The organism is Microbacterium sp. VKM Ac-2923 (assembly GCF_022815605.1).
Classification (GTDB): Bacteria; Actinomycetota; Actinomycetes; order Actinomycetales; family Microbacteriaceae; genus Microbacterium.
Map to the genome: position 1 here is coordinate 136,399 of NZ_JALGRP010000002.1, position 23,264 is coordinate 159,662.

Annotated in this window: 23 protein-coding genes and 1 tRNA gene; 13 read left to right on the forward strand and 11 right to left on the reverse strand. The window is 70.2% G+C overall.

The window, feature by feature from the left end:
* Positions 1–29 precede the first annotated feature (29 nt).
* The 3 genes from MT347_RS03805 (at position 30) to MT347_RS03815 (ending at position 2,586) form a co-directional block, all read left to right on the forward strand.
* Positions 30–1,640: an amidohydrolase gene (locus MT347_RS03805; RefSeq protein ID WP_243498238.1), complete on the forward strand. Its 1,611-nt coding sequence runs from the start codon at positions 30–32 to the stop codon at positions 1,638–1,640.
* Positions 1,641–1,691: 51 nt separating this feature from the next.
* Positions 1,692–1,773 (forward strand) — tRNA-Leu (locus MT347_RS03810).
* A gap of 48 nt (positions 1,774–1,821) precedes the next feature.
* Positions 1,822–2,586: a DedA family protein gene (locus tag MT347_RS03815; protein ID WP_243498240.1), complete on the forward strand. Its 765-nt coding sequence runs from the start codon at positions 1,822–1,824 to the stop codon at positions 2,584–2,586.
* 3 nt (positions 2,587–2,589) lie between these two features.
* On the opposite strand, the gene MT347_RS03820 is transcribed toward MT347_RS03815, so the two are convergent.
* Positions 2,590–3,444 (reverse strand): Ku protein, encoded by an 855-nt coding sequence (locus tag MT347_RS03820; protein WP_243498242.1) that lies wholly within the window; start codon positions 3,442–3,444, stop codon positions 2,590–2,592.
* A gap of 287 nt (positions 3,445–3,731) precedes the next feature.
* Between MT347_RS03820 and MT347_RS03825 the strand changes: the two genes are divergently transcribed.
* On the forward strand, positions 3,732–6,209 hold the full coding sequence (locus MT347_RS03825) for an ATP-dependent DNA ligase (RefSeq protein WP_243498245.1): 2,478 nt from the start codon (positions 3,732–3,734) through the stop codon (positions 6,207–6,209).
* 121 nt (positions 6,210–6,330) lie between these two features.
* On the opposite strand, the gene MT347_RS03830 is transcribed toward MT347_RS03825, so the two are convergent.
* A complete protein-coding gene (locus MT347_RS03830) occupies positions 6,331–6,906 on the reverse strand; it encodes a TetR/AcrR family transcriptional regulator (RefSeq protein WP_243498247.1) in 576 nt (191 codons plus the stop codon).
* Between the two features lie 49 nt (positions 6,907–6,955).
* On the opposite strand from MT347_RS03830, the gene MT347_RS03835 reads away from it, so the two are divergent.
* The 4 genes from MT347_RS03835 to MT347_RS03850 all read left to right on the forward strand — a co-directional run bounded on the left by MT347_RS03835 (position 6,956) and on the right by MT347_RS03850 (position 10,051).
* The gene (locus MT347_RS03835; RefSeq protein WP_243498249.1) at positions 6,956–7,837 is read left to right on the forward strand and encodes an SDR family oxidoreductase; all 882 of its coding nucleotides are present in this window, start codon (positions 6,956–6,958) and stop codon (positions 7,835–7,837) included.
* Between the two features lie 40 nt (positions 7,838–7,877).
* Complete coding sequence (locus tag MT347_RS03840) at positions 7,878–8,864, forward strand: enoyl-CoA hydratase/isomerase family protein (protein WP_243498251.1); 987 nt, start codon at positions 7,878–7,880, stop codon at positions 8,862–8,864.
* Between the two features lie 79 nt (positions 8,865–8,943).
* The gene (locus MT347_RS03845) at positions 8,944–9,654 is read left to right on the forward strand and encodes an SDR family oxidoreductase (RefSeq protein WP_243498253.1); all 711 of its coding nucleotides are present in this window, start codon (positions 8,944–8,946) and stop codon (positions 9,652–9,654) included.
* Positions 9,655–9,685: 31 nt separating this feature from the next.
* Positions 9,686–10,051 carry a DoxX family protein gene (locus MT347_RS03850; protein ID WP_243498255.1) on the forward strand — a complete coding sequence of 122 codons (366 nt, stop codon included), beginning with the start codon at positions 9,686–9,688 and terminating at the stop codon, positions 10,049–10,051.
* 121 nt (positions 10,052–10,172) lie between these two features.
* Here the strand turns inward: MT347_RS03850 and MT347_RS03855 are convergent, their stop codons facing one another.
* Positions 10,173–10,544 (reverse strand): hypothetical protein, encoded by a 372-nt coding sequence (locus tag MT347_RS03855; protein ID WP_243498257.1) that lies wholly within the window; start codon positions 10,542–10,544, stop codon positions 10,173–10,175.
* A gap of 29 nt (positions 10,545–10,573) precedes the next feature.
* Between MT347_RS03855 and MT347_RS03860 the strand changes: the two genes are divergently transcribed.
* Both MT347_RS03860 and MT347_RS03865 read left to right on the forward strand, forming a co-directional pair.
* Positions 10,574–10,942: a MerR family transcriptional regulator gene (locus tag MT347_RS03860; protein ID WP_243498259.1), complete on the forward strand. Its 369-nt coding sequence runs from the start codon at positions 10,574–10,576 to the stop codon at positions 10,940–10,942.
* Positions 10,939–11,343 carry a carboxymuconolactone decarboxylase family protein gene (locus MT347_RS03865; RefSeq protein WP_243498261.1) on the forward strand — a complete coding sequence of 135 codons (405 nt, stop codon included), beginning with the start codon at positions 10,939–10,941 and terminating at the stop codon, positions 11,341–11,343. The genes MT347_RS03860 and MT347_RS03865 overlap by 4 nt, the downstream gene beginning before the upstream one ends.
* Before the next feature lie 22 nt (positions 11,344–11,365).
* On the opposite strand, the gene MT347_RS03870 is transcribed toward MT347_RS03865, so the two are convergent.
* The 5 genes from MT347_RS03870 to murI form a co-directional block, all read right to left on the reverse strand.
* Positions 11,366–12,283, reverse strand: coding sequence for a cation diffusion facilitator family transporter (locus MT347_RS03870; RefSeq protein ID WP_243498263.1), 918 nt, complete (start codon positions 12,281–12,283; stop codon positions 11,366–11,368).
* Between the two features lie 159 nt (positions 12,284–12,442).
* Positions 12,443–13,261, reverse strand: coding sequence for a glycosyltransferase family 2 protein (locus tag MT347_RS03875; protein ID WP_243498265.1), 819 nt, complete (start codon positions 13,259–13,261; stop codon positions 12,443–12,445).
* Positions 13,262–13,278: 17 nt separating this feature from the next.
* Entirely contained in the window at positions 13,279–13,875 is a 597-nt protein-coding gene (gene rdgB / locus MT347_RS03880) for an RdgB/HAM1 family non-canonical purine NTP pyrophosphatase (protein WP_243498267.1), read from the reverse strand.
* A 1-nt stretch (position 13,876) separates the two neighbouring features.
* Entirely contained in the window at positions 13,877–14,602 is a 726-nt protein-coding gene (gene rph, locus MT347_RS03885) for a ribonuclease PH (RefSeq protein WP_183419992.1), read from the reverse strand.
* A 35-nt stretch (positions 14,603–14,637) separates the two neighbouring features.
* Positions 14,638–15,456: a glutamate racemase gene (murI, locus tag MT347_RS03890; RefSeq protein ID WP_243498269.1), complete on the reverse strand. Its 819-nt coding sequence runs from the start codon at positions 15,454–15,456 to the stop codon at positions 14,638–14,640.
* A gap of 342 nt (positions 15,457–15,798) precedes the next feature.
* On the opposite strand from murI, the gene MT347_RS03895 reads away from it, so the two are divergent.
* Together MT347_RS03895 and MT347_RS03900 are read left to right on the forward strand one after the other, a co-directional pair.
* Complete coding sequence (locus MT347_RS03895) at positions 15,799–17,124, forward strand: nicotinate phosphoribosyltransferase (protein ID WP_243498271.1); 1,326 nt, start codon at positions 15,799–15,801, stop codon at positions 17,122–17,124.
* A 177-nt stretch (positions 17,125–17,301) separates the two neighbouring features.
* The gene (locus MT347_RS03900) at positions 17,302–17,802 is read left to right on the forward strand and encodes a hypothetical protein (RefSeq protein WP_243498273.1); all 501 of its coding nucleotides are present in this window, start codon (positions 17,302–17,304) and stop codon (positions 17,800–17,802) included.
* 18 nt (positions 17,803–17,820) lie between these two features.
* Here the strand turns inward: MT347_RS03900 and MT347_RS03905 are convergent, their stop codons facing one another.
* From MT347_RS03905 to MT347_RS03915, 3 genes are read right to left on the reverse strand one after another with little or no spacing between them, the layout of a single operon-like run.
* Positions 17,821–18,087, reverse strand: a complete 267-nt coding sequence (locus tag MT347_RS03905) for a DUF3039 domain-containing protein (protein WP_243498275.1) — start codon at positions 18,085–18,087, stop codon at positions 17,821–17,823.
* Positions 18,088–18,135: 48 nt separating this feature from the next.
* Positions 18,136–19,698: a hypothetical protein gene (locus MT347_RS03910; RefSeq protein ID WP_243498277.1), complete on the reverse strand. Its 1,563-nt coding sequence runs from the start codon at positions 19,696–19,698 to the stop codon at positions 18,136–18,138.
* Positions 19,674–22,151, reverse strand: a complete 2,478-nt coding sequence (locus MT347_RS03915) for an ATP-binding cassette domain-containing protein (RefSeq protein ID WP_243498279.1) — start codon at positions 22,149–22,151, stop codon at positions 19,674–19,676. Before MT347_RS03915 ends, MT347_RS03910 begins: the two co-directional genes overlap by 25 nt.
* 149 nt (positions 22,152–22,300) lie before the next feature.
* On the opposite strand from MT347_RS03915, the gene MT347_RS03920 reads away from it, so the two are divergent.
* Positions 22,301–23,257 (forward strand): hypothetical protein, encoded by a 957-nt coding sequence (locus tag MT347_RS03920; protein WP_243498281.1) that lies wholly within the window; start codon positions 22,301–22,303, stop codon positions 23,255–23,257.
* The last annotated feature ends 7 nt before the right edge of the window (positions 23,258–23,264 follow it).

Consider the following 23,264-nt stretch of genomic DNA (forward strand, 5'->3'; position numbering starts at 1 on the left):
GTCGTCGGACGCCCCGCCACACTGAACCCATGAGCAGCCTCCTCGTCACCGACGGCATCCTCTTCTCGGCCGGTACGGTGCTGGATGCCGACTCGGTCGGCGTGCGCGACGGAAGGATCGTCGCCGTCGGGTCGCGCCGCGAGGTGCGGGACGCTCTCGGGACGGATGCCGACGAACTCGACGCCCGCGGAGGCCTCGTGACCCCGGGCTTCGTCGACGCGCATCTGCACCTCGGCGGCGGGGCCGTCGACGCCCTGCGCTGCGATCTGTCGGGAGCGGCCACCCTCGCCGAGGTCGATGAGCGGATCCGGTCGTTCGCGGCCGGTGCGACGGCGGCCTGGATCGTCGGAGGCGGGTGGGATCCCACGCTCTTCCCGCCCAGCGGCCCCACCGCGGCCCACCTCGACTCGCTCGTGGGCGACCGACCGGCCTTCCTCCTCGATGCCGACCACCACGGTGCGTGGGCGAACTCCGCGGCCCTGGCCGCCGCGAGCATCGACCGGGACACTCCCGACCCGTCCGACGGACGCCTCGAGCGCGCGCCCGACGGCAGCCCCACCGGCGCCCTCCGGGAAGGCGCGATGCAGCTCGTCTCTCCGCTGATCCCGCCGAACGACACCGACGACATCGCGCGGGCCCTGCTCGAGGTGTCGCGGTCGGCCCTCGCCGCCGGCATCACCGGCTGGCAGGAAGCGGCGCTCGGCGTCTACGCCGGGTACCCCGACTTCTCGCACGCCTACCTGGCGCTTTTGCGCGACGGGGCGCTGGTGGGGCGGGCGACGGGAGCCATCTGGGTGCCGCGGGATCTCACCGCCGCGGGCATCGACGCCTTCGTCGCCGAGACCGTCGACCGCGCCCGCGTCAACAGCGCGGCAGGCTTTCCCACGCGCACCGCGAAACTGATGCTCGACGGCATCGTCGAGACCCGCACCGCACACCTCTGCCATCCGTACCCCGACGGCTCGCACGGGCTGTCGTACTTCGCGCCCGACCTGGTGCAGCAGCTCGTGCCGGCGCTCAACGCCGCCGGCATCGCCGTGCACGTCCACGCCCTCGGCGACGCCGCGGTCCACGACGCGCTCGACGGGTTCGCGGCGGTCCCCTCCGCCGATCGCTCGCGCGTGCGCAACCACATCGCGCACCTCGAGCTCATCGCCCCCGACGACGTGGCGCGTTTCGCCGCCCTCGAGGTCACCGCGAACTGCCAGCCGTACTGGGCGTGCGCGAACGCCCTCGTGCGGCAGGTGACCCTGCCGCTCCTCGGACGTGAGCGAGCGGATGACCTGTACCCGTTCGCGGCGCTGCGCGAGGCGGGCGCCCGACTGGCGATGGGTTCCGACTGGCCGGTCTCGACGTTCGACCCCTGGCTCGGTGTGCACGTGGCCGTCACGCGCCGCCCGCCGGGGGAAGCGGATGCCGAGCCCCTCGGCGCCGCGCAGTCCCTCCCGCTGGAGACGGCGCTCGACGCTTACACGCGCGGTTCGGCGGATCTCCTCGGAATCGGGCCGGGCGTCCTGGAGCCGGGCGCAGCGGCAGACCTGGCCATCGCCGACCGCAACCCGTTCGCGGGGGCAGCCGCCGGCATCCACGAGACCCGCAACCGCGCCACGGTGGTGGCGGGGGAGGTCGTCGCGGTTTGACGGCTCGTTCACATCGAGCGAGGGCGCGGCCCGTTTAGACTGATGCCACTCGCGGGAGTGGTGAAATCGGCAGACACGCAGGATTTAGGTTCCTGTGCCTTCGGGCGTGGGGGTTCAAGTCCCCCCTTCCGCACGGTTACCCGCTTCACCCGCACCATCTCTCCGACCCGACGGGACCGATGTGATCCACACCACCGCCGCCCTGCTCCCGTGGCTCGACCCCGCGACGATCATCGACGCCGCCGGCCCCTGGGCCCTCGTCATCGTGTGCCTCATCGTCTTCGCCGAGACCGGCCTGCTGATCGGCTTCCTGCTGCCCGGCGACACGTTGCTCATCATGGCGGGCATCCTGTCGAACCCGGTCACGCACCCGCCTCACGGCGTCTTCGGCGTGAACGTCTGGATCACCGGCCTGCTGATCGGTCTGGCGGCGTTCCTCGGCGGCGAAGTCGGCTACCTCATCGGCCACAAGGCGGGCCCCGCGATCTTCGAGCGCAAAGAGTCGGGGTTGTTCAGCCGGAAGAACGTCGAGCGCACCAACGCGTTCTTCGTCCGCTTCGGCGGGCTCACCGTGATCCTCGCCCGCTTCGTGCCGATCGTGCGCACCTTCGCGCCGATCGCCGCCGGTGTCGGCCACATGAACAAGTGGAAGTACACGCTCTACAACCTGATCGGCGCCCTGATCTGGGGCTTCGGCCTCACCGTCGCCGGCTATCTGCTCAGCCTGATCCCCGGCGTCGGTGAGTTCGTCGCAGAGTACATCGACGTCATCCTGCTGACGGTCGTCGTCGGCACGGTCGGTTTCGTCGTCTTCCACTACTTCCGCGAGCGCGCCGCCGCGAAGCGCGACGCGGCGGCCGGACACGGCACCGTGACCCACGCCGAGGCCGAGGCGCTGACCCTCGACCCGAAGACGCTCGAAGACGGAGACCACCCGGCCCGCTGAGGCTCAGGACGCCTTCGTCTTCTTCTTGGCCGCCGGCTTCTCGTCGGCGGCCTTGTCGTTCTCCCCTGCCCGCGCGGCGCGGCTGCGTTCGACGCTCGCGCGCAACGCCTCCATCAGATCGATGACCTCGCCACCGTCGTCTTCCTCCTGCTTTCCGAAGGTGGCGTCGGTGTCGATCGCGTCACCCTGCTCGAGTTTCGCGTCGATGAGCGTGCGGAGTTCCGCCTGGTATTCGTCGGTGAACTCCTCGGGGTCGAAGTCCTTCGAGAAGCTGTCGACGAGGGACGCCGACATCTCCAGCTCCTTCGCCGAGATGCGCACGCTCTCGTCCAGCGCCGGGAAGGCCGCCTCCCGCACCTCGTCGGCCCACAGCAGCGTCTGCAGCACGAGCACGTCTCCGCGCACGCGTAGCGCCGCGAGCCGCGTCTTCTGCCGCAGCGAGAAGCGCACGATCGCGGTGCGTTCGGTCTGCTCGAGGGTCTTGCGCAGGAGGACGTACGCCTTGGGCGACGTCGAGTCGGGCTCCAGGTAGTACGCCTTGTCGAGCGTCAGCAGGTCGACCTGCTCGCTGGGCACGAACTCGACGACCTCGATCTCCCGACTGCGCTCGCTCGGAAGCGACGCGAGGTCGTCTTTGGTCAGCACGACGGTCTGCTCGCCGTCGTCGTAAGCCCGGTCGATGTCACCGTAGGGCACGACCTCACCGTCGACCTCGCAGATGCGCTGGTAACGGATGCGCCCTCCGTCTTTGTTGTGCACCTGGTGCAGGGAGACGTCGTGGTCCTCGGTCGCCGAATACACCTTCACCGGCACGTTGACGAGGCCGAAGGTCAGAGCGCCCTTCCAGATCGATCGCATGTGCCCAGTGAACACCGAAACGCCTCGGGATGCCGAGACCCTTGCGCCGCGGGTCGCCGGTTCCGCGCCGTCCACTGCCGCCCCCTGACACAACGCAGGAGATCCGACCGACCGACCGGCGGACGGGGCCGTACTGTCGGTCGGCGCAGCCGGAACTCCTGCGTTGTGTCCGGGCGCGGACGGAACTCCTGCGCTGTGTCCGGGCGCAGCCGGAACTCCTGCGCTGTGTCCGGGCGCGGACGGAACGCCGTCGGCATCCCGGACCTTCCCCGCTCTACGCTGGGGCGATGACGGAGCAGACGGTGCGGATCGGCGGTCGCCGACTGCGCCTGTCGAATCTCGACAAGGTGCTCTATCCCGAGACGGGGACCACCAAGGGCGAGGTGATCGACTACTACTCGCGCATCGCGCCGCTCCTGCTCCCCCACGTGCGCGACCGCCCGCTCACGCGCAAACGCTGGCCCGACGGCGTGGGCACCGAGGCCGAACCTGCCGAGCCGTTCTTCGCCAAGGCCCTCGAACCGGGGGCTCCTGCCTGGGTGCGGCGCCTGCCGATCGATCACTCCTCCGGGGCGAAGGACTACCCCCTCGTCGACGACCTGCCGACCCTCGTGTACCTCGCCCAGGTCGCCAGCCTCGAATTGCATGTGCCGCAGTGGAGATTCTCGCCCGGCGGCGAGCGCCGGAACCCCGACCGCCTCGTGCTCGATCTCGACCCCGGCCCGGGGGTGGGACTCGCCGAGTGCGCCGAGGTCGCCCGCTGGGCGCGGGCGATTCTGCGGGACATGGGCCTGGATCCGCTGCCGGTCACCAGCGGCAGCAAAGGCATCCACCTGTACGCGCACCTCGACGGGAAGCAGTCGAGCGATTCCGCCAGCGCGATCGCGAAAGAACTCGCGCGAGCCATCGAGGCCGACCACCCCGACCTCGTCGTCAGCCAGATGTCGAAAGCCGCCCGTCCCGGCAAGGTGTTCATCGACTGGAGCCAGAACAACGGGTCGAAGACCACGATCGCCCCCTACTCGCTGCGCGGCCGCGCACGGCCGACGGTCGCCGCCCCGCGCACCTGGGACGAGCTCGACGATCCCGGTCTGCGTCATCTGCTGTTCAGCGAGGTGCTCGAGCGCACCGTCGACCCCCTCGCCCCCGTCGAGCGCGACGACGGGCCCCTGCGGTCCTACATCTCCAAGCGCACCGCCGGCCGCACCCCCGAGCCCGTGCCTCCCGCACCGCACGGCGACGCCGCGCCCGAGGGTCTCCCCCGCTTCGTCATCCAGGAGCATCACGCCTCCCGCCTGCACTGGGATCTGCGGCTCGAGCACGACGGCGTGCTCGTCAGCTGGGCCGTGCCTCGGGGTGTGCCCGCGACGACGGCGAAGAACAGCCTCGCCGTCATGACCGAGGACCACCCGATGCAGTACCTCGACTTCGCGGGCGAGATCCCCCGCGGCGAGTACGGGGCGGGAATCATGACGGTCTGGGACACCGGCACCTACGACCTCGAGAAGTGGCGCGACGACGAGGTGATCGCGACCCTCCAGGGTCGGCCCGACGGTCCTCTCGGGCGCGTCCGGGTCACCCTCATCCGCACGCAGGGCGCCGGAGAGAAGTCGCAGTGGTTGCTGCACCGCATGAAGACGAATGCCGAGGGCCACGCGCAACGCGACGGGGCGCCGGTGGTCGCCCTCGACCATGCCGGTGCGAGCGCCGCCCCCGCCACCACCGCGTCGACCCCGCCTCGACCGATCACCGCGCCGTCGATGGCCGACCTCCGCCCCATGCTGGCGACGTCGGCCACCGCCGGGATCGCTCGCGCCGCGGCGAGCCGCTGGGGCGAGGCGTGGGTGGAGATGAAGTGGGACGGTATCCGGGGTCTGGGCGTGTGGGACGGTGAACGACTTCGCCTCCGTTCGCGTAACGGCATCGATCTGACCGCGGCCTACCCCGATTTGACGACGGTCGACCTGCGACTCGGCGAGACGCCGGCCGTGTTCGACGGGGAGATCGTCGCGCTCGACGCGGAGGGTCGACCGAGCTTCCCGCTGCTGCAGAAGCGCATGAACCTCGCCCAGCCACGCGAGATCGCGCACGAGGCGAAGCGCACGCCCGTGCAGCTCTACCTCTTCGACGTGCTGCGCGTGGGCGACGACGACGTGGCCGCGCTCCCCCTGGCCGACCGGCGCCGCCTCCTGGAGGACCTCGCAGGGAACGCCGGCCTCCCGGTGGTCGTACCGCCCGTCTTCGACGATGTGGATGCCGCGGTGGCCACCAGCGGCCACTTCGGTCTCGAGGGGGTCGTCGTGAAGGACCCCGGGTCGCTCTACCGCCGGGGAGAGCGTTCGGAACAGTGGTTGAAGATCAAGCACTCCCGGACGCAGGAGGTCGTCGTCGGCGGCATCCGGCCGGGGAAGGGCAACCGCGCCGGAACCATCGGATCCCTCCTCGTCGGCATTCCCGGTCCCGACGGGCTGCGCTACGCCGGACGCGTCGGTTCCGGTTTCGGCGAGCAGACGCTCGCCCGGCTGTCGGCCCTGCTCGAACCGCTGAGGGGCGAGACGGATCCGTTCGTCGGCGTCCCCGCCGCAGACGCGCGAGACGCCGAGTGGGTGCACCCGGAGCTGGTGGCCGAGGTGGAGTTCGCCGAGTTCACCCCGGGCGGAATTCTGCGTCAGGCACGGTGGCGGGGGCTGCGACCCGACAAGGACCCGGGCGACGTGGTGCGGGAAGACCTGCACTCCGACGTGTCTGTTCGCCGTCTGGGGTAGCCCCACCCGCGCCAACCTCTGCTTCGAACTGGTCCGACCGCCAGTGGTCACTCTGCCGAACGCCACGACCATCGTCGCCCCGAAGGGACCTCGAACACGTTAGCGGCGGCGCGTGCGCCCTCTACGACCGTTGCGCGACGAGATCCACCATGGCATCCACGACGTCGTCGAGGGACACCTGCCACATGTCCGGTGAGAGGTGACCCGTCGATCCCATGGTGGTAATGCCGTGTGCGCTGGTGAGCAGCATCGCCCCGTAGAGGTGGGCATACTCCTCACCGACGACGCTTCCCACGATCCGAAGAAACTGCTCCTGGGCGCGGAGGGCGGCGTCGATGGCTACTTCGGGGTTACTCGCCGGCACGGTGAACATTGCCCGGTAGACCTCCGGCTCCTCCGTCCCCACTTCGATGAGGGCGCGCAGCGCTGACTTCAAGAGAACGGCGCGATCAGCCGGTGGGGCGGCATGAATCTGCGCCAGTTGGTCGGTGATGCGATCCCAACTCTCCGCGCCGACTGCCGCCAGGAGACTCTCCTTGTCAGCGAAGTGCCGGTACGGAGCACCCCGGGAGACAGCGGCGCGGGCACCCACCTCTCTCAGGGTCACTCTGGAGGGGCCTCCCTCATTCAGGAGTTCCCGAGCAGCGTCCAGGAGAGACCGACGTGTTGCCGCGGAGGATTCGAGACGACTGACCATGGACAGATCATACAGTTGACAACGTCAACCGGAGTGATACAGTTCTGAGATGACAACGTCACCTCAAACCTCGGAACTCATCCTCGTCACCGGCGCCTCCACCGGCATGGGTGCAGCCACGGCCACCGACCTCGCTGCACGCGGCTACCACGTCATCGCCGGTGTCCGACGAGAAGCCGATGCCGACGCCATCCGATCCACCCGTATCCAGCCCGTCATCCTCGACATCACCCGCCCAGAGCAGATCGTCGAGGTGGCCGCACTCATCGAGGCCGACGGGCGACCGCTGCGCGCTGTCGTCAATAACGCAGGCATCGCGGTCAACGCCCCCGTCGAGGTCCTCCCCCTCGCCGAGTGGCGCCGACAGTTCGACGTGAACTTCTTCGGCCACATCGAGGTCACCCAGGCCGTGCTCCCCGCCCTGCTCAAGAGCGGCGGACGTATCGTGCTGATCAGTTCCATCGGCGGACGCGTCGCGCAGCCGACGTACGGGGCGTACTCCGGGTCGAAGTTCGCCCTCGAAGCGGTGGGCGACTCGCTTCGGCGCGAGCTCGCTCCCCACGGGGTGCAGGTCGTGATCGTCGAGCCGGGCGCCGTGCGTACGGAGATGGTCGGACGCGGCGGGGTCACCCTCAAGAAGCTCAGCGCCGACATGACTCCGACTCAGGAGCGTCGGTTCAGCGGGCTGATGCGCGCGATCCTGGCCCAATCGGAGGGCTTTCTCCGCAGCGGAGTGGATGCCTCCGAGGCCGGCAAGGCCATCGCCACCGCCGCGACCACGCCCCGCCCGAAGACCCGATACACGATCGGCCGAGACGCGGCCCTCCTGATCCGCCTGGCGCGGATCCTGCCCGACCGGGCGCTGGACAAGCTACTCGCCTCCGCCCTCCGTCGGCTCTTCCCGAAACCCCACACCTCGCTGAACGACTGACTCCACACACAAGACAACGACACCACGTCGGGAGAACACAATGAACACCACGCAGAATACGACCACGAGCCACGCAACCACACGTCCCGGCGGACGAATCGACATCGAAGACCGCGGCGCGGTGCTCGTGGCTCGTATCGATGGCGGCCCGCACGCACTCTTCGATGTCGCCATCGCGGAAGATCTGAAAACGCTCGTCGACCGCGCTGACAAAGATCCGAACATCCGCGCGGTCGTTTTCACCGGCACACATCCGGATCGATTCCTCAGCCACGCCGACGTCACCTGGCTACAGCAGGGCGGAGTGGGATTCCCGCCGATCAACACGCGCATCGCGGGTCTCGTGGCGCGGTTCGCCACAGCGATCAACAAGACACCGGGCGTCCGGGCTCTTGCCAAGAAGAGCCGGCTCAAGACGCTTCTGCAATTGGATGCCATCCATGCGACGTTCTTGAAGATGAACGCCAGCGGCACCATCTTCATCGCGGCTCTCAATGGTTCCGCACTGGCTATCGGTGCGGAGTTCGCGTGGGCGTGCGATCTGCGGATCATGGCAGAAGGGGACCATGTCATCGGCCTCTCGGAAGTGCTCCTCGGGCTCACGCCCGGCGGCGGCGGATCTCAGCGACTGCCTCGCCTCATCGGGCGCCAGCAGACGCTGACCGCAGTCCTCGAAGGCAGACCGTTCACTCCCGGTGAAGCTCTTGAACTCGGCGCTGTCGACGAAGTCGTGCCGCAGCAGGACGTCCTTGCGCGTGCCATCGAGCGCGCGGAGTACCTGAGCCTGCGCGCGAAGGGATCCCTGGGCGCGGCCAAGCGATCCATCTACTTCGGCGCCTCGATGCCCCTCACCGCCGGCCTGCAGTACGAGCACGCCGAGTTCCTCGTCAGAGACCAGCAGCCGCAGGCTCAGCAGCGGATGCTCGGCTACATCGCCGATGCCGAAGCCACCGGAGAACTCGCTCTGCTCAACCCCGAGAAGTACGCCGAGGCACTGCGCACCGGACGCATCGGCGCCGACAACTGACACAAGACCGACCCCGTCGACATCCGCACGCGGCTCATCCTGCTGCGCCCCTCACGCACGAACTCAGAACGGCATCCTCATGACCACCCTCACCAACGCCGTCGTCCTCGTCACCGGAGCGAACGGAGGCATCGGCACCGAGTTCGTCCACGCCGCCCTCGCCCGCGGCGCCGCCAAGGTGTACGCGTCCGCACGCACCCCCCGCACGTGGGACGACGAACGCGTCATCCCGCTCGAACTCGACGTCACCGACCCGGCCTCCGTCGCCGCTGCAGCCGCGGCCGCCGGCGACGTCACAATGGTGATCAACAACGCCGGCGGGCTGCCCCAGACGGCCAGTCTGCTCGAGGTCACCGAGGAAGACCTCCGCGGCGTCATGGAGATCAACTTCTTCGCGCCCGTCCGCGTGGCGCGAGCCTTCGCCCCCGTCCTGGTGTCCGCCGAGAACGCGGTGCTCATCGACATCCACTCCGTCGCGAGCTGGTACGCGGGTTCCGGCGCGTACGGCACGTCGAAGGCAGCTGTCTGGTCTGCCACGAACTCCCTCCGACTCGAACTGGCACCCCACGGCGTCCTCGTCACCGGGGTGCACATGGGCTACGTCGACACCGCGATGGCCGCCCACACCGACGACCCCAAGATGAAGCCCGCGGACCTGGTCGCCGCCGTCTTCGACGGTGTCGAGAAGGGCGAGTTCGAGATCGTCGCCGATGGGATCAGCGCTCACGTCAAAGCAGGACTCGCGGCTCCCATCGAGGCCCTCTATCCCGAGCTCCTGACCGGCCGATGAGCTCCACCCCGAAAACAGTGAGGAACCTCTCATGATCATCGCCTTCTTCATCGTCGCCGGTCTCGCCGCGATCGCCTTCGTCGGTTCCGGCCTTCTCAAGATCGTGCGCCCCGCGTCCGCGCTGAAAGCAAGCGGACTGACGTGGGTGGACGACTTCTCGCCCACGACCGTGAAACTGATCGGTCTCGCGGAACTGCTCGGAGGAATCGGGCTGATCCTTCCCGTCGTCACCGGAATCGCACCGGTTCTCTCTCCGATCGCGGGAGGTGCCCTTACCGTTGTGATGGTCGGCGCCGTCGTCGTCGACGCCCGCCACGCGCTGAGCATCGTGCCCGCGCTGACCCTGGTGCTGCTCGCGGTCGCCGTGACCGTTCTCGGCGTCATCGTGATCTCATGACCCGTCAGAGTCCGAGCGCCGAGCGAGGGGGCGATCAAGGGAGCGTCTCGCGGCGGTCCCGGAGCAGTCGCAGACCCCACACCGCAGCCGGCAGCCACCCGCCCCTGCCCGAGCGACGCGCCTAGGGCATCTCGACCGCGTCACCTTTCTCGAGCTCGGCGGCACGAGAGAGGTGACGGGCGAAGAAGCGGGCGGCGTCCTCACTCGCGAATGCCGGAACCCCCGTGTGTCCACCCATGCTGGCGTGGAGCGTCTTCTCGGTCGATCCGAAGGCGTCGAAGAGCTCGAGGGCCGTCGCTCGGTCGTTCCCCTCGTCGTCCCACTGCAGCAGCACGTGCAGGGGGATCGCGACCCGGCGGGCCTCCTCCACCGTCGCGCGCGGCACGGAGCTTCCGGCGAACAGTCCGACCGCCGCCACCCGCGCGCGCCAGGCGCCGAGCGGAGACGATTTGCCTTCGAGCGCGCTCGAACTCCTAACGTGCAGGTATGGCACCAGACGAACGAGGCCTCACGGTGGCGCAAATGAGCGCGGCGACGGGAGTGACGGCGCACACCCTGCGCTACTACGAGGGCGCCGAGCTCATCCGTCCCGTCGCGCGGAACTCCCGCAATGAGCGTCGCTACTCGTCGGACGACGTCGAGTGGGTCGGGTTTTTGCTGCGCCTGCGGCAGACAGGCATGCCGATCGCGCAGATGCGCGAGTACGCAGCCCTCCGGGAGCAGGGAGTCGCGACGACCGAGGCCCGCCTGCACCTGCTCGAAGCCCACCAGGCGGGGTTGCAGGAACAGATCGCCCGCCTCCGTGCTCACGAACAGGCGCTGGCGTCCAAAATCGCCACCTACCGCGACGGCGTCGTCGCCCTCCCCTCACGAAACGGAGCCCGACCATGACCAGATCGACCGAGCGACAGCAGAACTTCGCCCGAGGGAAGGCCGTGCTCGACGCGGTCGACGGCACCGCCGGCACGAAGGTCATCGACGCGCTCGACGACATCTCTCCCGAGCTCGCGCACCAGGTGGTCGCCTGGGGCTTCGGCGAGATCTACTCGCGCCCCGGCCTCGAACCCCGTGACCGGCAGCTCGTGACCCTCGGGATGCTCACCGCGCTCGGCGGATGCGAGCCGCAGCTCGAGGTGCACGTGAACGCGTCGTTGAACGTCGGACTGACGCCCCCGCAGATCGTAGAAGCCCTGCTTCACGCCGCCGTCTACTGCGGGTTCCCACGCGCCTTGAACGCGACGTTCACCGCGAAGAAGGTCTTCGCCGAACGCGGGCTCCTGCCGATCGAGTAATGGAGGGCCGCCGTTCCCCCGGTCACGCGTGACGCGAGTCGTGCTCGACGTGGCCGGCGGGCTCGAGCTGGAAGGTCGAGTGCTCCACGTCGAAATGATCGGCCAAGCACTCCTGCAGCGAAGCCAGGATGCCGGCGGCTCGACCATCCGCGAAGGCGGCGTCGTCGACGATGACGTGGGCGCTGAACACCGGCGCCCCGCGCGTCAGCTGCCACACGTGTACATCGTGCACGTCGACCACGCCCTCGGCCCCGCGCAGGTGGTCGCGGATCTCGGCGACGTGCACGCCCACCGGCGCCGACTCGGTCAGCACCACCACGACCTCGCGGAGCAGCCCGATCGCCCGCGGCACGATGAGCACCGCGATGAACAGCGAGGCGAGGGCATCGGCCTGCACGAACCCGGTGGTGAGGATGACGACCGCGGCGACGATGACCGCCACCGACCCGACCAGATCGCCCAGCACCTCGAGGTACGCGCCGCGCACGTTGATGCTGCGCTTCTGCGCCCGCCCGAGCAGCCACATCGACACGGCGTTGGCGACCATGCCGACCGTGGCGACGACGAGCATCAGCCCGCCCTGCACCTCCGCCTCGGCCGGAGCGAGCAGGCGCTGCACCGCTTCGAATCCCACCCACAGACACAGGACGATGAGGATGACGCCGTTCGCCAGCGCCCCCAGCACCTCGGCCCGCTGGTATCCGAACGTGCGGCGGTCGTCGGCGGGCCGCGCGGCGATCGCCGTCGCAACGAGGGCCACCACGAGAGCCGCAGCGTCCGTGAACATGTGGGCTGCGTCGGCCAGGAGCGCGAGCGATCCCGATACGACGGCCCCGACGATCTGAACGACCATCACCGTCGCGGTCAGGGCGAGGGCGGTAGCGAGCAGGCGCCTGTTACCGGCATCCCGGATGCCACCGGACGGCGCGTGATCGTGCATAGGTCCAGGGTAGGACGAGCACGGCATGCGCCGCGGGGATCGGGGGTAGTCGGGAATGAGAACCGCTGTCGGCTCGGGTCGGGCGGACGGCCGAGGCCGGAGGGCCCGCCCGGCCGGTCGCGCGTGATCCGTCACGCCCGGGTGCCGACCCCGACGCCGTCAGCTGCGCAGCGCCCGCAGCTGCGCCTGCACCCGGCGGTGCATGTGCAGTGCCGGGTAGACGCCCAGGAACACCGCCATCGGTGCACGCAGACGCACGTCGCGGATGTCGTGCGCCGCATAGGTGTTCTCGAAGCGGTCGATGTACCGCCGGAAATCGCGCGGGCGATCGTCGAGACGTCGTGCACCGATCGCCGCGACCATGTGCGAGGAGTATGCGATGCGTCGACCGCCGAGGGCGAGGTGCACCGCGATGTCGAGGTCTTCGTGCATGACGTCGTCTTCGTCGTCGCACAGGAACTCGCGCACGTCGCGCCACGCGTCCGCCCGCACCGCCATGTTGCTGCCGAAGAGGAAGACGAAGTCACCCGCGAGCCGCACCTGGAGGCGGCGGAAGGCATCGTCGACCTGCTGACCGATCGCCCGCAACGGAAGGTCGTAGTACTCCACCGGACCCGAGGCTGCATCGATCTCGCCCGACGCGAACACCCGCGACACCTGGGCGACCCAGTCGGGTTTCAGAGCGGTGTCGGCGTCGATCCGGCCGAGCACATCGCCGATCGCGGCGTCCATTCCCAGATTGCGGGTCGGGACCAGTCCCTGGCGGTCATCCTGGCGCAGCAGACGGATACCGGCATCCGGATGCCGCGCAATGAATCCCTCGACGACCGCCCGGGTGGCGTCGGTCGATCGATTGTCGACGACGAGGACCTCGACGGCGGGGACCGTCTGGTGAATGACGGCGTCGAGGCACTGGGCGATCACCGCCTCCTCGTTGAAGGCGGGGACGACGATCGACACCGAAGGCAGCACGGTCACCGATCCGGTCTACACGCTCAGAGTGACGCGAGAAGGGGCGCCAGCTGAACGAACGCCCGCGCGCGGTGCGAGTGCGCGTTCTTCTCGGCCGCCGTCCACTCGCCAACGGTGCGGTCGGCGCCCGCGGGCTGATCGTCGGGCACGAAGATCGGGTCATACCCGAAACCACCCGGTCCGGCGGGTGTCATCGCCAGGCGTCCGGGCCAGCGGCCCTCGACCGTCTGCTCGTCGCCGTCGGGGCGTACGAGGGCGATCACCGACACGAACTGCGCCGTGCGGTGCGGGTCGGCGACGTCGGAGAGTTGATCGAGCAGCAGCTCCAGGTTCGCCGCGGCATCCTTCTTGTGTCCAGCCCAGTAGGCCGAGAACACCCCGGGCGAACCGCCCAGCACGTCGACCGCGACGCCGGAGTCGTCGGCGAGGGCCGGGAGCCCGGTGTGCGCCGCCGCCGCGCGCGCCTTGATCAGGGCGTTGGCCGCGAACGTCACGCCGTCCTCGATAGGCTCGGGGCCGTCATAGCCGACGACCTCGAGGTCGGGACGGACGGCCGCGACGATCGCCTGGAACTCCTCGATCTTGTGCGGGTTGTGTGTGGCGAGGACGACGCGTGGCATCTCAGCCCTCGAGAGCCGCGGTCTGGATGCCGCGCAGCTCGGCGCATCCGTTGACGCCCAGTTCGAGCAGGCGGTCGAGTTCCGCCTTGTCGAAGGGCGCGCCCTCAGCGGTGCCCTGCACCTCGACGAACAGACCGCGGCCGGTGACGACGACGTTCATGTCGGTCTCGGCACGCACGTCCTCGACGTAGGCGAGGTCGAGCAGCGGCTCGCCGTCGACGATGCCGACCGACACCGCGGCGACCGAGTCGCGCAGCACCTCGGAGCGCTGGCCGATGAACTTCTTCTCGCGGCCCCAGGCGATGGCATCCGCGAGGGCGACATAGGCACCCGTGATGGCCGCGGTGCGCGTGCCGCCGTCGGCCTGGAGCACGTCGCAGTCGATCACGATGGTGTTCTCGCCCAGCGCCTTGGTGTCGACCACCGCGCGCAGTGCCCGACCGATCAGGCGCGAGATCTCGTGCGTGCGTCCACCGACCTTGCCCTTGATGCTCTCGCGGTCGTTACGGCTGTTCGTCGCGCGCGGCAGCATCGCGTACTCCGCCGTGACCCAGCCTTTGCCCTTGCCGCTCAGCCAGCGGGGCACGCCGTTGGTGAACGACGCGGTGCACAGCACCTTCGTACCGCCGAACGTGATCAACGCCGAGCCCTCGGCGTGCGCCGACCAGCCGCGCTCGATGGTCACGGGGCGGAGCTGATCGGCGGTGCGGCCGTCTTTGCGGGTCATGGATCCTCCAGGGGAACGGGAACGGATGCCACGCCTCAGCGCGGCAGGTCGATGGCGCCGGTCTGCACGAGCTGTACCTCGCGCACCTCACGGCCCATGAGGCGGTGCGCCAGGCGCAGGAAGTCGTCGGCCGACGAGCCGGTGGCCTCGTAGCGGTGGGAGGCCGTGGCATCCGGTCCCGCCAGGAGGTCGCGCGACACGAGCTGGCGGTACACGTCTTTCGCGGTCTCGCTGTCGCTCGAGACGAGGCTGACGTCGGAGCCCATCACGTAGCTGATGGCGCCCTCGAGGAATGGATAGTGCGTGCATCCCAGCACGAGGGTGTCGACGCCGGCGTGCCGGAGCGGGGCGAGGTACTGCTCGGCGGTGGCCAGCACCTCGGGCGAGTCGGTGACACCGGCCTCGACGAACTCGACGAAGCGCGGGCAGGCCTCGGCGAACACGGTGAGGCGCTCGTTGACCTCGAGCATGTCCTGATAGGCGCGCGAGCCGATCGTGCCGGCGGTGCCGATCACGCCGATGCGGCCGTTGCGGGTCGTGGACATCGCCGTGCGTACCGCGGGGCCGATGACCTCGACGACGGGCACGTCGTAACGCTCGCGTGCGTCGCGGAGCATCGCCGCCGAGGCGGTGTTGCAGGCGATGACCAGCATCTTCACGCCCTGCTCGACGAGGGTGTCGAGCACCTCGAGGGCATACCGGCGGACATCGGCGATGGGCTTGGGGCCGTAGGGAGAGCGAGCGGTATCGCCGATGTAGAGGATCGACTCCCGCGGAAGCTGCGCCGACACGGCCCGGGCGACGGTGAGACCGCCGACTCCCGAGTCGAAGATCCCGATCGGCGCGTCATCCATAGGAGACCAGCCTAACGGGCGGGTGGCGAGCGGCGGATGCCGCGACCCGCGGGTCGCGCGCGACGGTGGGGCCGGAGCGCGGGGCCGCGGGGGCGCGGGGGCGCGGGGGCGCGGGGGCGCGGGGGCGCGGGGGCGCGGGGGCGCGGGGGCTTGGAGCCGCGGGGCCGCGGGCCGAGGGCCGTGGGCGGGACACAACGCAGGAGATCCGGGATCGAGGTCGCGGAGAAACACGGCGCCGCGCCGAGCGGCGCCGGGGAGTCCTGCGTTCTGTCACCGGGGCCGGGAAGTCAAGGCGCCGCGCATCTCGCGGCGGGCCGGAACGGGCCGGAATAGGCTGACGCCATGACGCGCAGCACGGCCCTGCTCACCGACCGTTACGAACTCACGATGCTCGACGCGGCGCTGAGCGACGGCACGGCCGAGCGGCGATGCGTCTTCGAGGTCTTCGGGCGGCGACTGTCGGGAGGACGCCGTTTCGGTGTCGTCGCGGGCACCGGGCGCCTTCTCGAGGCCATCCGGGAGTTCCGTTTCGGCGACGACGAGCTGCGCTACCTCCGCGACGGCAGGATCGTGGATGCGATGACGCTCGACTTCCTCGCCGGCTACCGCTTCACGGGATCGGTGACCGGGTACCGGGAAGGCGAGGTGTACTTCCCCGGCTCGCCATTGCTGACCATCGAGGGCACGTTCGCCGAGGCCGTTCTGCTGGAGACGGTGGCGCTGAGCATCCTCAACTACGACAGCGCGGTCGCCACGGCCGCCGCCCGCATGAGCGTCGCAGCCGGCGACCGCCCGCTCGCGGAGATGGGCTCCCGTCGAGCGAGCGAGGATGCGGCGGTCGCGGCGGCGCGCGCGGCGTACATCGCGGGTTTCTCGGCGACGAGCAACCTCGAGGCGGGTCGTCGCTGGGGTGTGCCGACCATGGGAACCGCGGCTCACGCGTGGACGCTGCTGCACGACAGCGAAGAAGAGGCTTTCCGGTCGCAGGTCGACGCCCTCGGCAGCGGGACCACTCTCCTCGTCGACACCTACGACATCGCCGAGGGTGTGCGCACGGCCGTGCGCGTCGCCGGGACGGGGCTCGGCGGGGTCCGTATCGACTCCGGTGACCTGCCGATCGTCGCGGGCGAGGTGCGGGCACTGCTGGACGAACTCGGGGCGACCGGGACGCGCATCACCGTCACGAGCGATCTCGACGAGTACGCACTCGCCGCCCTCGCGGCGTCGCCCGTCGACGCGTACGGCGTCGGCACGTCGGTCGCGACCGGGTCGGGAGTGCCGACCGCGGGGCTCGTGTTCAAGCTCGTGGCCCGCGAAGCCTCCGACGGCTCCTGGGTGGCGGTCGCGAAGGCCTCCGCGCAGAAAGCGTCGCACGGTGGTCGCAAAGCCGCGTTCCGTGCCCTCGACGCGGGTACTGCCACGACGGAGCTCATCGTGGTCAGCGACGGATTCGAGGATCTGTCGACCGCCGCCGAGCATCCCGATGCGCGCCCGCTGCAGACCACGCTCATGCGCGACGGCGAGGTGGATGCCACAGCTATCGGCCACGCGGGCGTCGACGCCGCCCGTGCACATCATGCGCGAGTGCGCGAAGAGTTGCCGGTGCGCGCTCTGGCCCTCAGCAAATCGGAGCCTGCTCTGCCGACGGAGTACCGCGACGCGACATGAGGGGTGACCTCGCCAGCGAGGAGGTGAAGGCCGGACGGCGCCGCGCACTCCGCACGTCGCGAGGGGCGGGTGATCTGCAGGGTGATCGCATCGCGCATGTGCCGAGACGCGACCGATGGCCTGGATAGCGTGAGACCTTCCGCGACGCAGCCGACCGTGCCGCGGGAAAGGACTCTCATGCCGCGCCAGGCTGCCGCTCCCCTCGAACGGACTCGCCGCCAGGTGATCGCATCGGCAGCGTGGGCCGTGCCCGCGATCGTCGTCGTCACGGCGACCCCCGCGTTCGCGGCCTCGGGCGGGAGTGTCCCGGTGGCGAAGCTTCGACCGAGCTCGGACTTCGCGGCCGAGAACCAGCACCGGTACGACCCCGCGACGAACACCACTCGCGGGCCCATCTCCGTCTACGTGCGCGCCCGGTACGACCAGAACATCGTGTGGTGGCCACAGCGCGACCCCGACCTGGCCACCGTGCCGTACACCGTGCTGGTGACAGGGCCGCTCGGATCATCGTCGTTGACGGGTGTGCTCACCATCTCGATCGGCGGGTACGCCCAAGACGTCCGCAGCTATCCGTCGGACGGCACCCACCCCCTGCCCGCGGGTACGTACTCCTTCACGCTGGTGCTGTACGGCGGCGACGGATCGACGTCGACAACCACGACCGTCGAACTGATCTGACCGCCGAGGCGGGACCGCTCAGTTGATGAGCGACTCGTAGATTTCTTTGCACTGCGGGCAGACCGGGAACTTCTCGGGGTCGCGACCGGGGGTCCACTTCTTGCCGCAGAGCGCACGCACGGGCTTCCCGGTAATCGCCGACTCGAGGATCTTGTCTTTCTTCACATAATGCGAGAAGCGCTCGTGATCGCCGGGCTCGATGTTCTCTTCGCGGATGAGCTCCTCGAGCTCACGGTCCAGGGTCGCGAGACCCCCGCTGTCAGGTCTGTCGAGTGGCGTGCTCATGGAGAGCTAGTGTAGCCGTGGACCGCACCCGACGGTCGGGCGGGGACGTCATGACGCCTCCGCGAACTCCATGAGACGAGTGGCGCGGCTCTCGTAAAGCACCGCGCCCAGCGCGATGCCGACCACCAGCACGATCGCGCCGGCTCCGACACCGACCCACAGGGCGAACATCGCGTCGATGGCGGTGCCGTTGATCGCCTGCCATGTCAGCCAACCGGCGGGCGATGCCGTGAGCAGCGCTCCGAGCATGACGAGCCCCTGGGCCATCACACCGCCCGAACCCGTGCGCTGCGGCTGCTGGAACGGGCTGTCGCCCGGGCGCGAGACCGCGTACGGCGCGAGCACCGAAGAGACGCTCGACAAGCCGAGACCGCCGAGGAACAGCGCCGCGCAGACGCCCACCATGGCCGGGAAGATCGCCCAGCGACCGTGCGCGACGATCGCGAGCGGGAGGCTCACGGCCAGGATCGGGATGGCGATGAGCAGGACGGGCACGAGCCGCCCGATGCGATCCGGGATGCCGCGTACGCCACTGGCGATGTGCATCCACAGGGCGGTCGAGTCGTAGGCGAGGTCGTTGTGCGGCAGCCAGCCGAAGAACAGAGCCATGATGGGCACCGGCAGCAGGACGGCCAGTTCGAACGGCACTCCCGCAACGAGGAGCGGCACGGTCGAGACGACCGCCGCGATCGGCACGATCGCGACGTTGACGATGTAGCGCCGATCGCGCAGCCAGTACGACAGGCTCCGCGCGGCGACCGCTCCCCCGGGCGTGCCCGGAAGCAACGCGAACCACCCCAAGCCGCCGCGTTCACGAACAGCGACGGGGCGGCGGGTGGTGGTGAGCAGCACCTCGACCAGGGCGAACCACGCGAGCGCCAGCAGGGCGACGGTCGCGAGGGCCACGACGACACTGCCCAGCGCCGCCCCCGTCGTCGGTGCGAGGCCGATGGCCCACGCCGCGCCGATGGGCGTCCACGACAGGATCTCGGCGGCCGAGGCGAGCTGCGAGGGCACAGCGCCTCGCCACTCGAGCGACCCGAGGAACACCCCGATCGGCACGACCACGACGAGGATGGCGACGAGATAGACGCTCATCAACTCGCGCGATTGCCGAGGCCGCTGCACCAGCGCGCCCAGAGCCATACTGACGCGCGCGAAGAGAACGCACGTGGTCAGTCCCAGCGCAACGGACACCACCCCAGCCACCGCCGAAGCACCGTATGCACTCCACGCCACGGCGATGCTCACACCGAGCACCAGGGTCACGAGAACCGGGACGCTGACGAACCCGGCCAGGAGGAGCGCTCCGGCAAGACGGCGCGGTTCCGGACCGATCACGGCGAAGCGTCTCGGATCCAGCGGATCGACCGAGGCCGTGATGGGCGGTCCGACGGCAAATCCCAGGGTGACGGCGGAGCCGGCGAGCACGGTGACCACCGCGGTGGTGAGGCGATCGGCATCCGAGAGTCCGACGATGCTCACGGCGGCGAAGACGGTGGCAGCCACGAGCACGACGACGCCGATGGCTCGCCTGAGCACGTCGCGCCGGTCGCCCCGGAGGGCGCCCAGCATCATCGCCACTCTCAGCCGGAGAACGTGTGCAGCCACTCGAGCCCCTCCACGTCGCCCAGTCCACCCGACAATTCGCGGAAGCGCTCCTCGAGCGTGCCCTCACCGCGGACGTCGTCGACGGTGCCCTCGGCCAACACCTGACCGGCCACGATGACCGCGACCCGCGAACAGACCCTCTCGACCAGTTCCATGCCGTGGCTGGAGAGGATCACCGTGCCGCCGTGATCCACGTACGTGCGGAGGATGTCGAGGATGACTCCGCTCGAGACGGGGTCCACGGCCTCGAACGGCTCGTCGAGCACGAGCAGCCGGGGCGAGTGGATCATCGCTCCCGCGAGCATGACCTTCTTCGTCATTCCGGCCGAGTAATCCGACACCGGCCGCGCGAGCGCCTCGACGAGGTCGAACGCGCGGGCCAGGTCGGCCATGCGACTCTCTACCAGGCCGCTCGGCAACCCGCGGAGTGCGCCGTAGTACGACAGCAGCTGACGGCCGGTCAGCCGGTCGAACGTGCGGAGACGATCGGGCAGGACGCCGATCAGCTTCTTCGCCTCGCGCGCCCGCTTCTTGGCATCGACACCGTTGATGGTCACCTCGCCGGCGTCGGCGCGCAGCAGTCCGGCGATGATCGACAGGGTGGTGGTTTTACCGGCTCCGTTGGGGCCGACCAAGCCGTAGAAGGAGCCCGCGGGTACGGTCAGATCGATCGCATCCACCGCGCGCAGCTCGCCGAACGTCTTGGTGATGTGGCGGAGGGTGAGGGCCGGGGTCGCCGTCTCGACGCGGGGGTCACCGGTCGTCTGAGGGTCGGCGGGGTCCGCGACCGCGATCGCGTCACCGTCCGTCTCGATCGCGGCGGCGTCGTCGGGGGTCGGCACGGCCTCGGGCGTGTTGGGCGTGTCGACGGGCGCGACGATGACGGAAGTCGAGGTGGGGGCGGCGTCATCGAGCGCGTCTGCTCCCGAGGGCGTCGGTTCGACCACGGGGTCGGGCGTCTCCGCGGCGTCGAGCGAAGTCGCGTCGGAGAGAGGTTCGTCGCTCCCCGGGTCGAGCGTCTCGTCGTGGAGCGCGGTGGCCTCCGAGGGCGTCGTGTCGCGGACGGGGTCGATCGTCGCGGCAGCGTCCAGCGAAGTCGCCTCGGAGAGCGTTGTTTCGCCGCCAGGGGTGACCGTCGCGGCGGCGTCGAGCGAGGTCGCCTCAGACGGTGTCTCGTCGACCCCGGGGACGAGCGTCACTGCCGGGGGGAGAGCCTCGGCCGCCTCGTCGGTGCGCACGTCCGGCGGAGTGGGGTCCTCGGAGGAAGTGATGCCCACCGGCTCACGCTCACCCGTCTCGTCACGGGTCACGGCGGCGGCGGTCGCGTCGGCGACCTGGTCGTCGGACGCCGACATCGGATCGACGTCACCGTCGCTCGTCCCCAGCGGGGTGTCGATGACGACCTCGGGCTCGGATGCCGACAGGGCGAAGGAATCCCCCGCGTGCGCGTGGTCGGCGGCCCGCGAATCGAGGGGCGGGACTCCGGCTCTGTCCAAGGCGGTCGCCTGCTCCTCGACGGCGATGTCCGCCGGTGTCGGGTCGTCGGTGTGGGCGACATCGGCCGACAGCGACTCGATGCCATCGAATTGGTCGGCGCCGTCGGTGGACGTCGAGGGGGCCGGTACCTGGTCGATCGGTTCGAGCACAGGAAGAGGGGGACGCGGCGGGATGATGAGGTCGTCGAACACGACCGGCGACCCGGCGACGGCGGCAGACCCCGCGTCTGCGGACGCCGACGGGGCCACGGGGTCCGCAGGCGCCGACGACTCGGGATCCGATGGGAGCGCAGGCCCCCCGGCCGTACCGTCGGCCACCGGGACGGAGGCGTCGGGCGACGCGGACAGCGGAGCGAGTGGTTCCATCGCCGCCAGGTTCTGCCCGGTCTCCGACACGGCCGGCGTCACGACGGAGGCCGTCTCCACCGCGGGCGCCTCCACCGCGGGCGCCTCCACCGCGGGCGCCTCCACCGCGGGCGCATCCACAGCGGGCGTTTCCACCGAGGCCTTCTCCACCGAGGACGCGTCGACCGACGGCGTCTCGGCGGGCTGAGACGTGATCTCCGCTTCCTGCGTCCCGCCCGTCGCCACGGCTTTCGCCGCCGCGGTCTTCGAGGCGGCAGAGCCGCGCGGGCTGGCCGGCTTCTTCGCGGCGGGGCGCGCGGTCGTCGGCCCCTTGGCCGCGGGCGTGCGCGCTGCCGCACCCGACGTGCCCCGCGCCGCCGTCGTGCGCGGAGCTCGGGGCGTGCGCGGCTTGGGAGCCGGCTTCGGCGAAGCGGCACCCGTCGACTCGGACGCCGCGTCGCTCGGCGAGCCGGCGGCCGGACGCTTCGCCGCAGCACTGCGCGGCGCACGAGGCTTCGACGACGTGGGAGGGCCCGTGGGTTCGACGCTCGCCGCGGCGCCCTCGGTGTCAGAGGGGGACGAATCTCGGGGTTCCGGCAGCGACGCTGTCATCGCACCAAACTACCAACCCCCTCCGACACCGCCCGCCTCTTGCCGTCGCTCGCCCCGCATGCCTCGAGCGGTTGACAGCACGACCGCGTGCTCACGGAACCGCCGTCAAGTCTCGGCCCGCGTCAAGGCGTCCGGGAGAGGATGAGTCCATGGCTGAGAAGGTGCACCGCATACACTCGCTCCCCCAGGACGCCCCCTGGACGGGCGGGCTCCCCCCTGCGGGGTCGGACGAGCACCCCCGGACGATCCGCATGCTCGACCGCGTACTGTCGGTGCAGCGCCCGGTCGTGCTCGCGCACCTGCGCAGCATCCGTCTGCGGCATCCGGATGCCACGGTGGACGAGATCCTGAAGATCCTCGAGCGCCGCTACCTGGCCGCCGTCACGACGGGGGGAGCCGCGGTCGGCGCCACTGCCGTCGTGCCCGGCATCGGCACCGGCGTCACACTCGCCCTCAGCGGCGTCGAAACCGTCGGATTCCTCGAGGCGACCGCCCTGTACGCGCAGTCCGTCGCGGAAGTGCACGGAGTCGCCGTCGAAGACCCCGATCGTGGACGCGCCCTCGTTCTGGCGCTCATGCTGGGCAAGGAGGGGGTCGATCTGGTCTCGCAGCTCGCTGCGCAGGCGGCCGGTCGCGGCACCACCCGCGCCGGCTACTGGGGAGAACTGGTCACCAAGACCCTCCCGCGGGCGGCCGTCGGCCCCCTCGTCGACCGGCTCAAAACCCTGTTCGTTCGGCAGTTCGCCACTCGAGGCGGAGTGTCGTGGCTCGGCAAGGCCCTCCCGTTCGGCGTCGGCGCCGTGGTCGGCGGCGCCGGCAACCACATCCTCGGCCGGCGCGTGCTGGTCAACGCGCGGCGTGCGTTCGGCGCTCCCCCGCTCGCGCTGCCCCCGGACCTGGAGCCGCGCCCCGGCACCGCACGTCTCGAGCACAGCGCCGTCGGCGGGGTCCGCCGCGCGGGTTCGGCGATCGCCGACGCCGTCGGGTCCGCCGGACGTCGCACCGGCTCGGTGGCCCGCAAGGCGCTGCCCCGCCGGCATCGCCGCGACGACGGCGGCGGGGTGCGGGAGACCGGCGCAGACGACGACTCCACTGCGGCATCCTGATCTCTCT

What these genes read in the sequence shown, in the direction of transcription:
- MT347_RS03805 (WP_243498238.1), top strand. Translation starts at nt 30, where the DNA reads ATGAGCAGCCTCCTCGTCACCGACGGCATCCTCTTCTCGGCCGGTACG.
- MT347_RS03820 (WP_243498242.1), bottom strand. Translation starts at nt 3,444, where the DNA reads ATGCGATCGATCTGGAAGGGCGCTCTGACCTTCGGCCTCGTCAACGTG.
- MT347_RS03825 (WP_243498245.1), top strand. Translation starts at nt 3,732, where the DNA reads ATGACGGAGCAGACGGTGCGGATCGGCGGTCGCCGACTGCGCCTGTCG.
- MT347_RS03830 (WP_243498247.1), bottom strand. Translation starts at nt 6,906, where the DNA reads ATGGTCAGTCGTCTCGAATCCTCCGCGGCAACACGTCGGTCTCTCCTG.
- MT347_RS03835 (WP_243498249.1), top strand. Translation starts at nt 6,956, where the DNA reads ATGACAACGTCACCTCAAACCTCGGAACTCATCCTCGTCACCGGCGCC.
- MT347_RS03840 (WP_243498251.1), top strand. Translation starts at nt 7,878, where the DNA reads ATGAACACCACGCAGAATACGACCACGAGCCACGCAACCACACGTCCC.
- MT347_RS03845 (WP_243498253.1), top strand. Translation starts at nt 8,944, where the DNA reads ATGACCACCCTCACCAACGCCGTCGTCCTCGTCACCGGAGCGAACGGA.
- MT347_RS03850 (WP_243498255.1), top strand. Translation starts at nt 9,686, where the DNA reads ATGATCATCGCCTTCTTCATCGTCGCCGGTCTCGCCGCGATCGCCTTC.
- MT347_RS03860 (WP_243498259.1), top strand. Translation starts at nt 10,574, where the DNA reads ATGAGCGCGGCGACGGGAGTGACGGCGCACACCCTGCGCTACTACGAG.
- MT347_RS03865 (WP_243498261.1), top strand. Translation starts at nt 10,939, where the DNA reads ATGACCAGATCGACCGAGCGACAGCAGAACTTCGCCCGAGGGAAGGCC.
- MT347_RS03870 (WP_243498263.1), bottom strand. Translation starts at nt 12,283, where the DNA reads ATGCACGATCACGCGCCGTCCGGTGGCATCCGGGATGCCGGTAACAGG.
- rdgB (WP_243498267.1), bottom strand. Translation starts at nt 13,875, where the DNA reads ATGCCACGCGTCGTCCTCGCCACACACAACCCGCACAAGATCGAGGAG.
- rph (WP_183419992.1), bottom strand. Translation starts at nt 14,602, where the DNA reads ATGACCCGCAAAGACGGCCGCACCGCCGATCAGCTCCGCCCCGTGACC.
- murI (WP_243498269.1), bottom strand. Translation starts at nt 15,456, where the DNA reads ATGGATGACGCGCCGATCGGGATCTTCGACTCGGGAGTCGGCGGTCTC.
- MT347_RS03895 (WP_243498271.1), top strand. Translation starts at nt 15,799, where the DNA reads ATGACGCGCAGCACGGCCCTGCTCACCGACCGTTACGAACTCACGATG.
- MT347_RS03900 (WP_243498273.1), top strand. Translation starts at nt 17,302, where the DNA reads ATGCCGCGCCAGGCTGCCGCTCCCCTCGAACGGACTCGCCGCCAGGTG.
- MT347_RS03905 (WP_243498275.1), bottom strand. Translation starts at nt 18,087, where the DNA reads ATGAGCACGCCACTCGACAGACCTGACAGCGGGGGTCTCGCGACCCTG.
- MT347_RS03915 (WP_243498279.1), bottom strand. Translation starts at nt 22,151, where the DNA reads ATGACAGCGTCGCTGCCGGAACCCCGAGATTCGTCCCCCTCTGACACC.
- MT347_RS03920 (WP_243498281.1), top strand. Translation starts at nt 22,301, where the DNA reads ATGGCTGAGAAGGTGCACCGCATACACTCGCTCCCCCAGGACGCCCCC.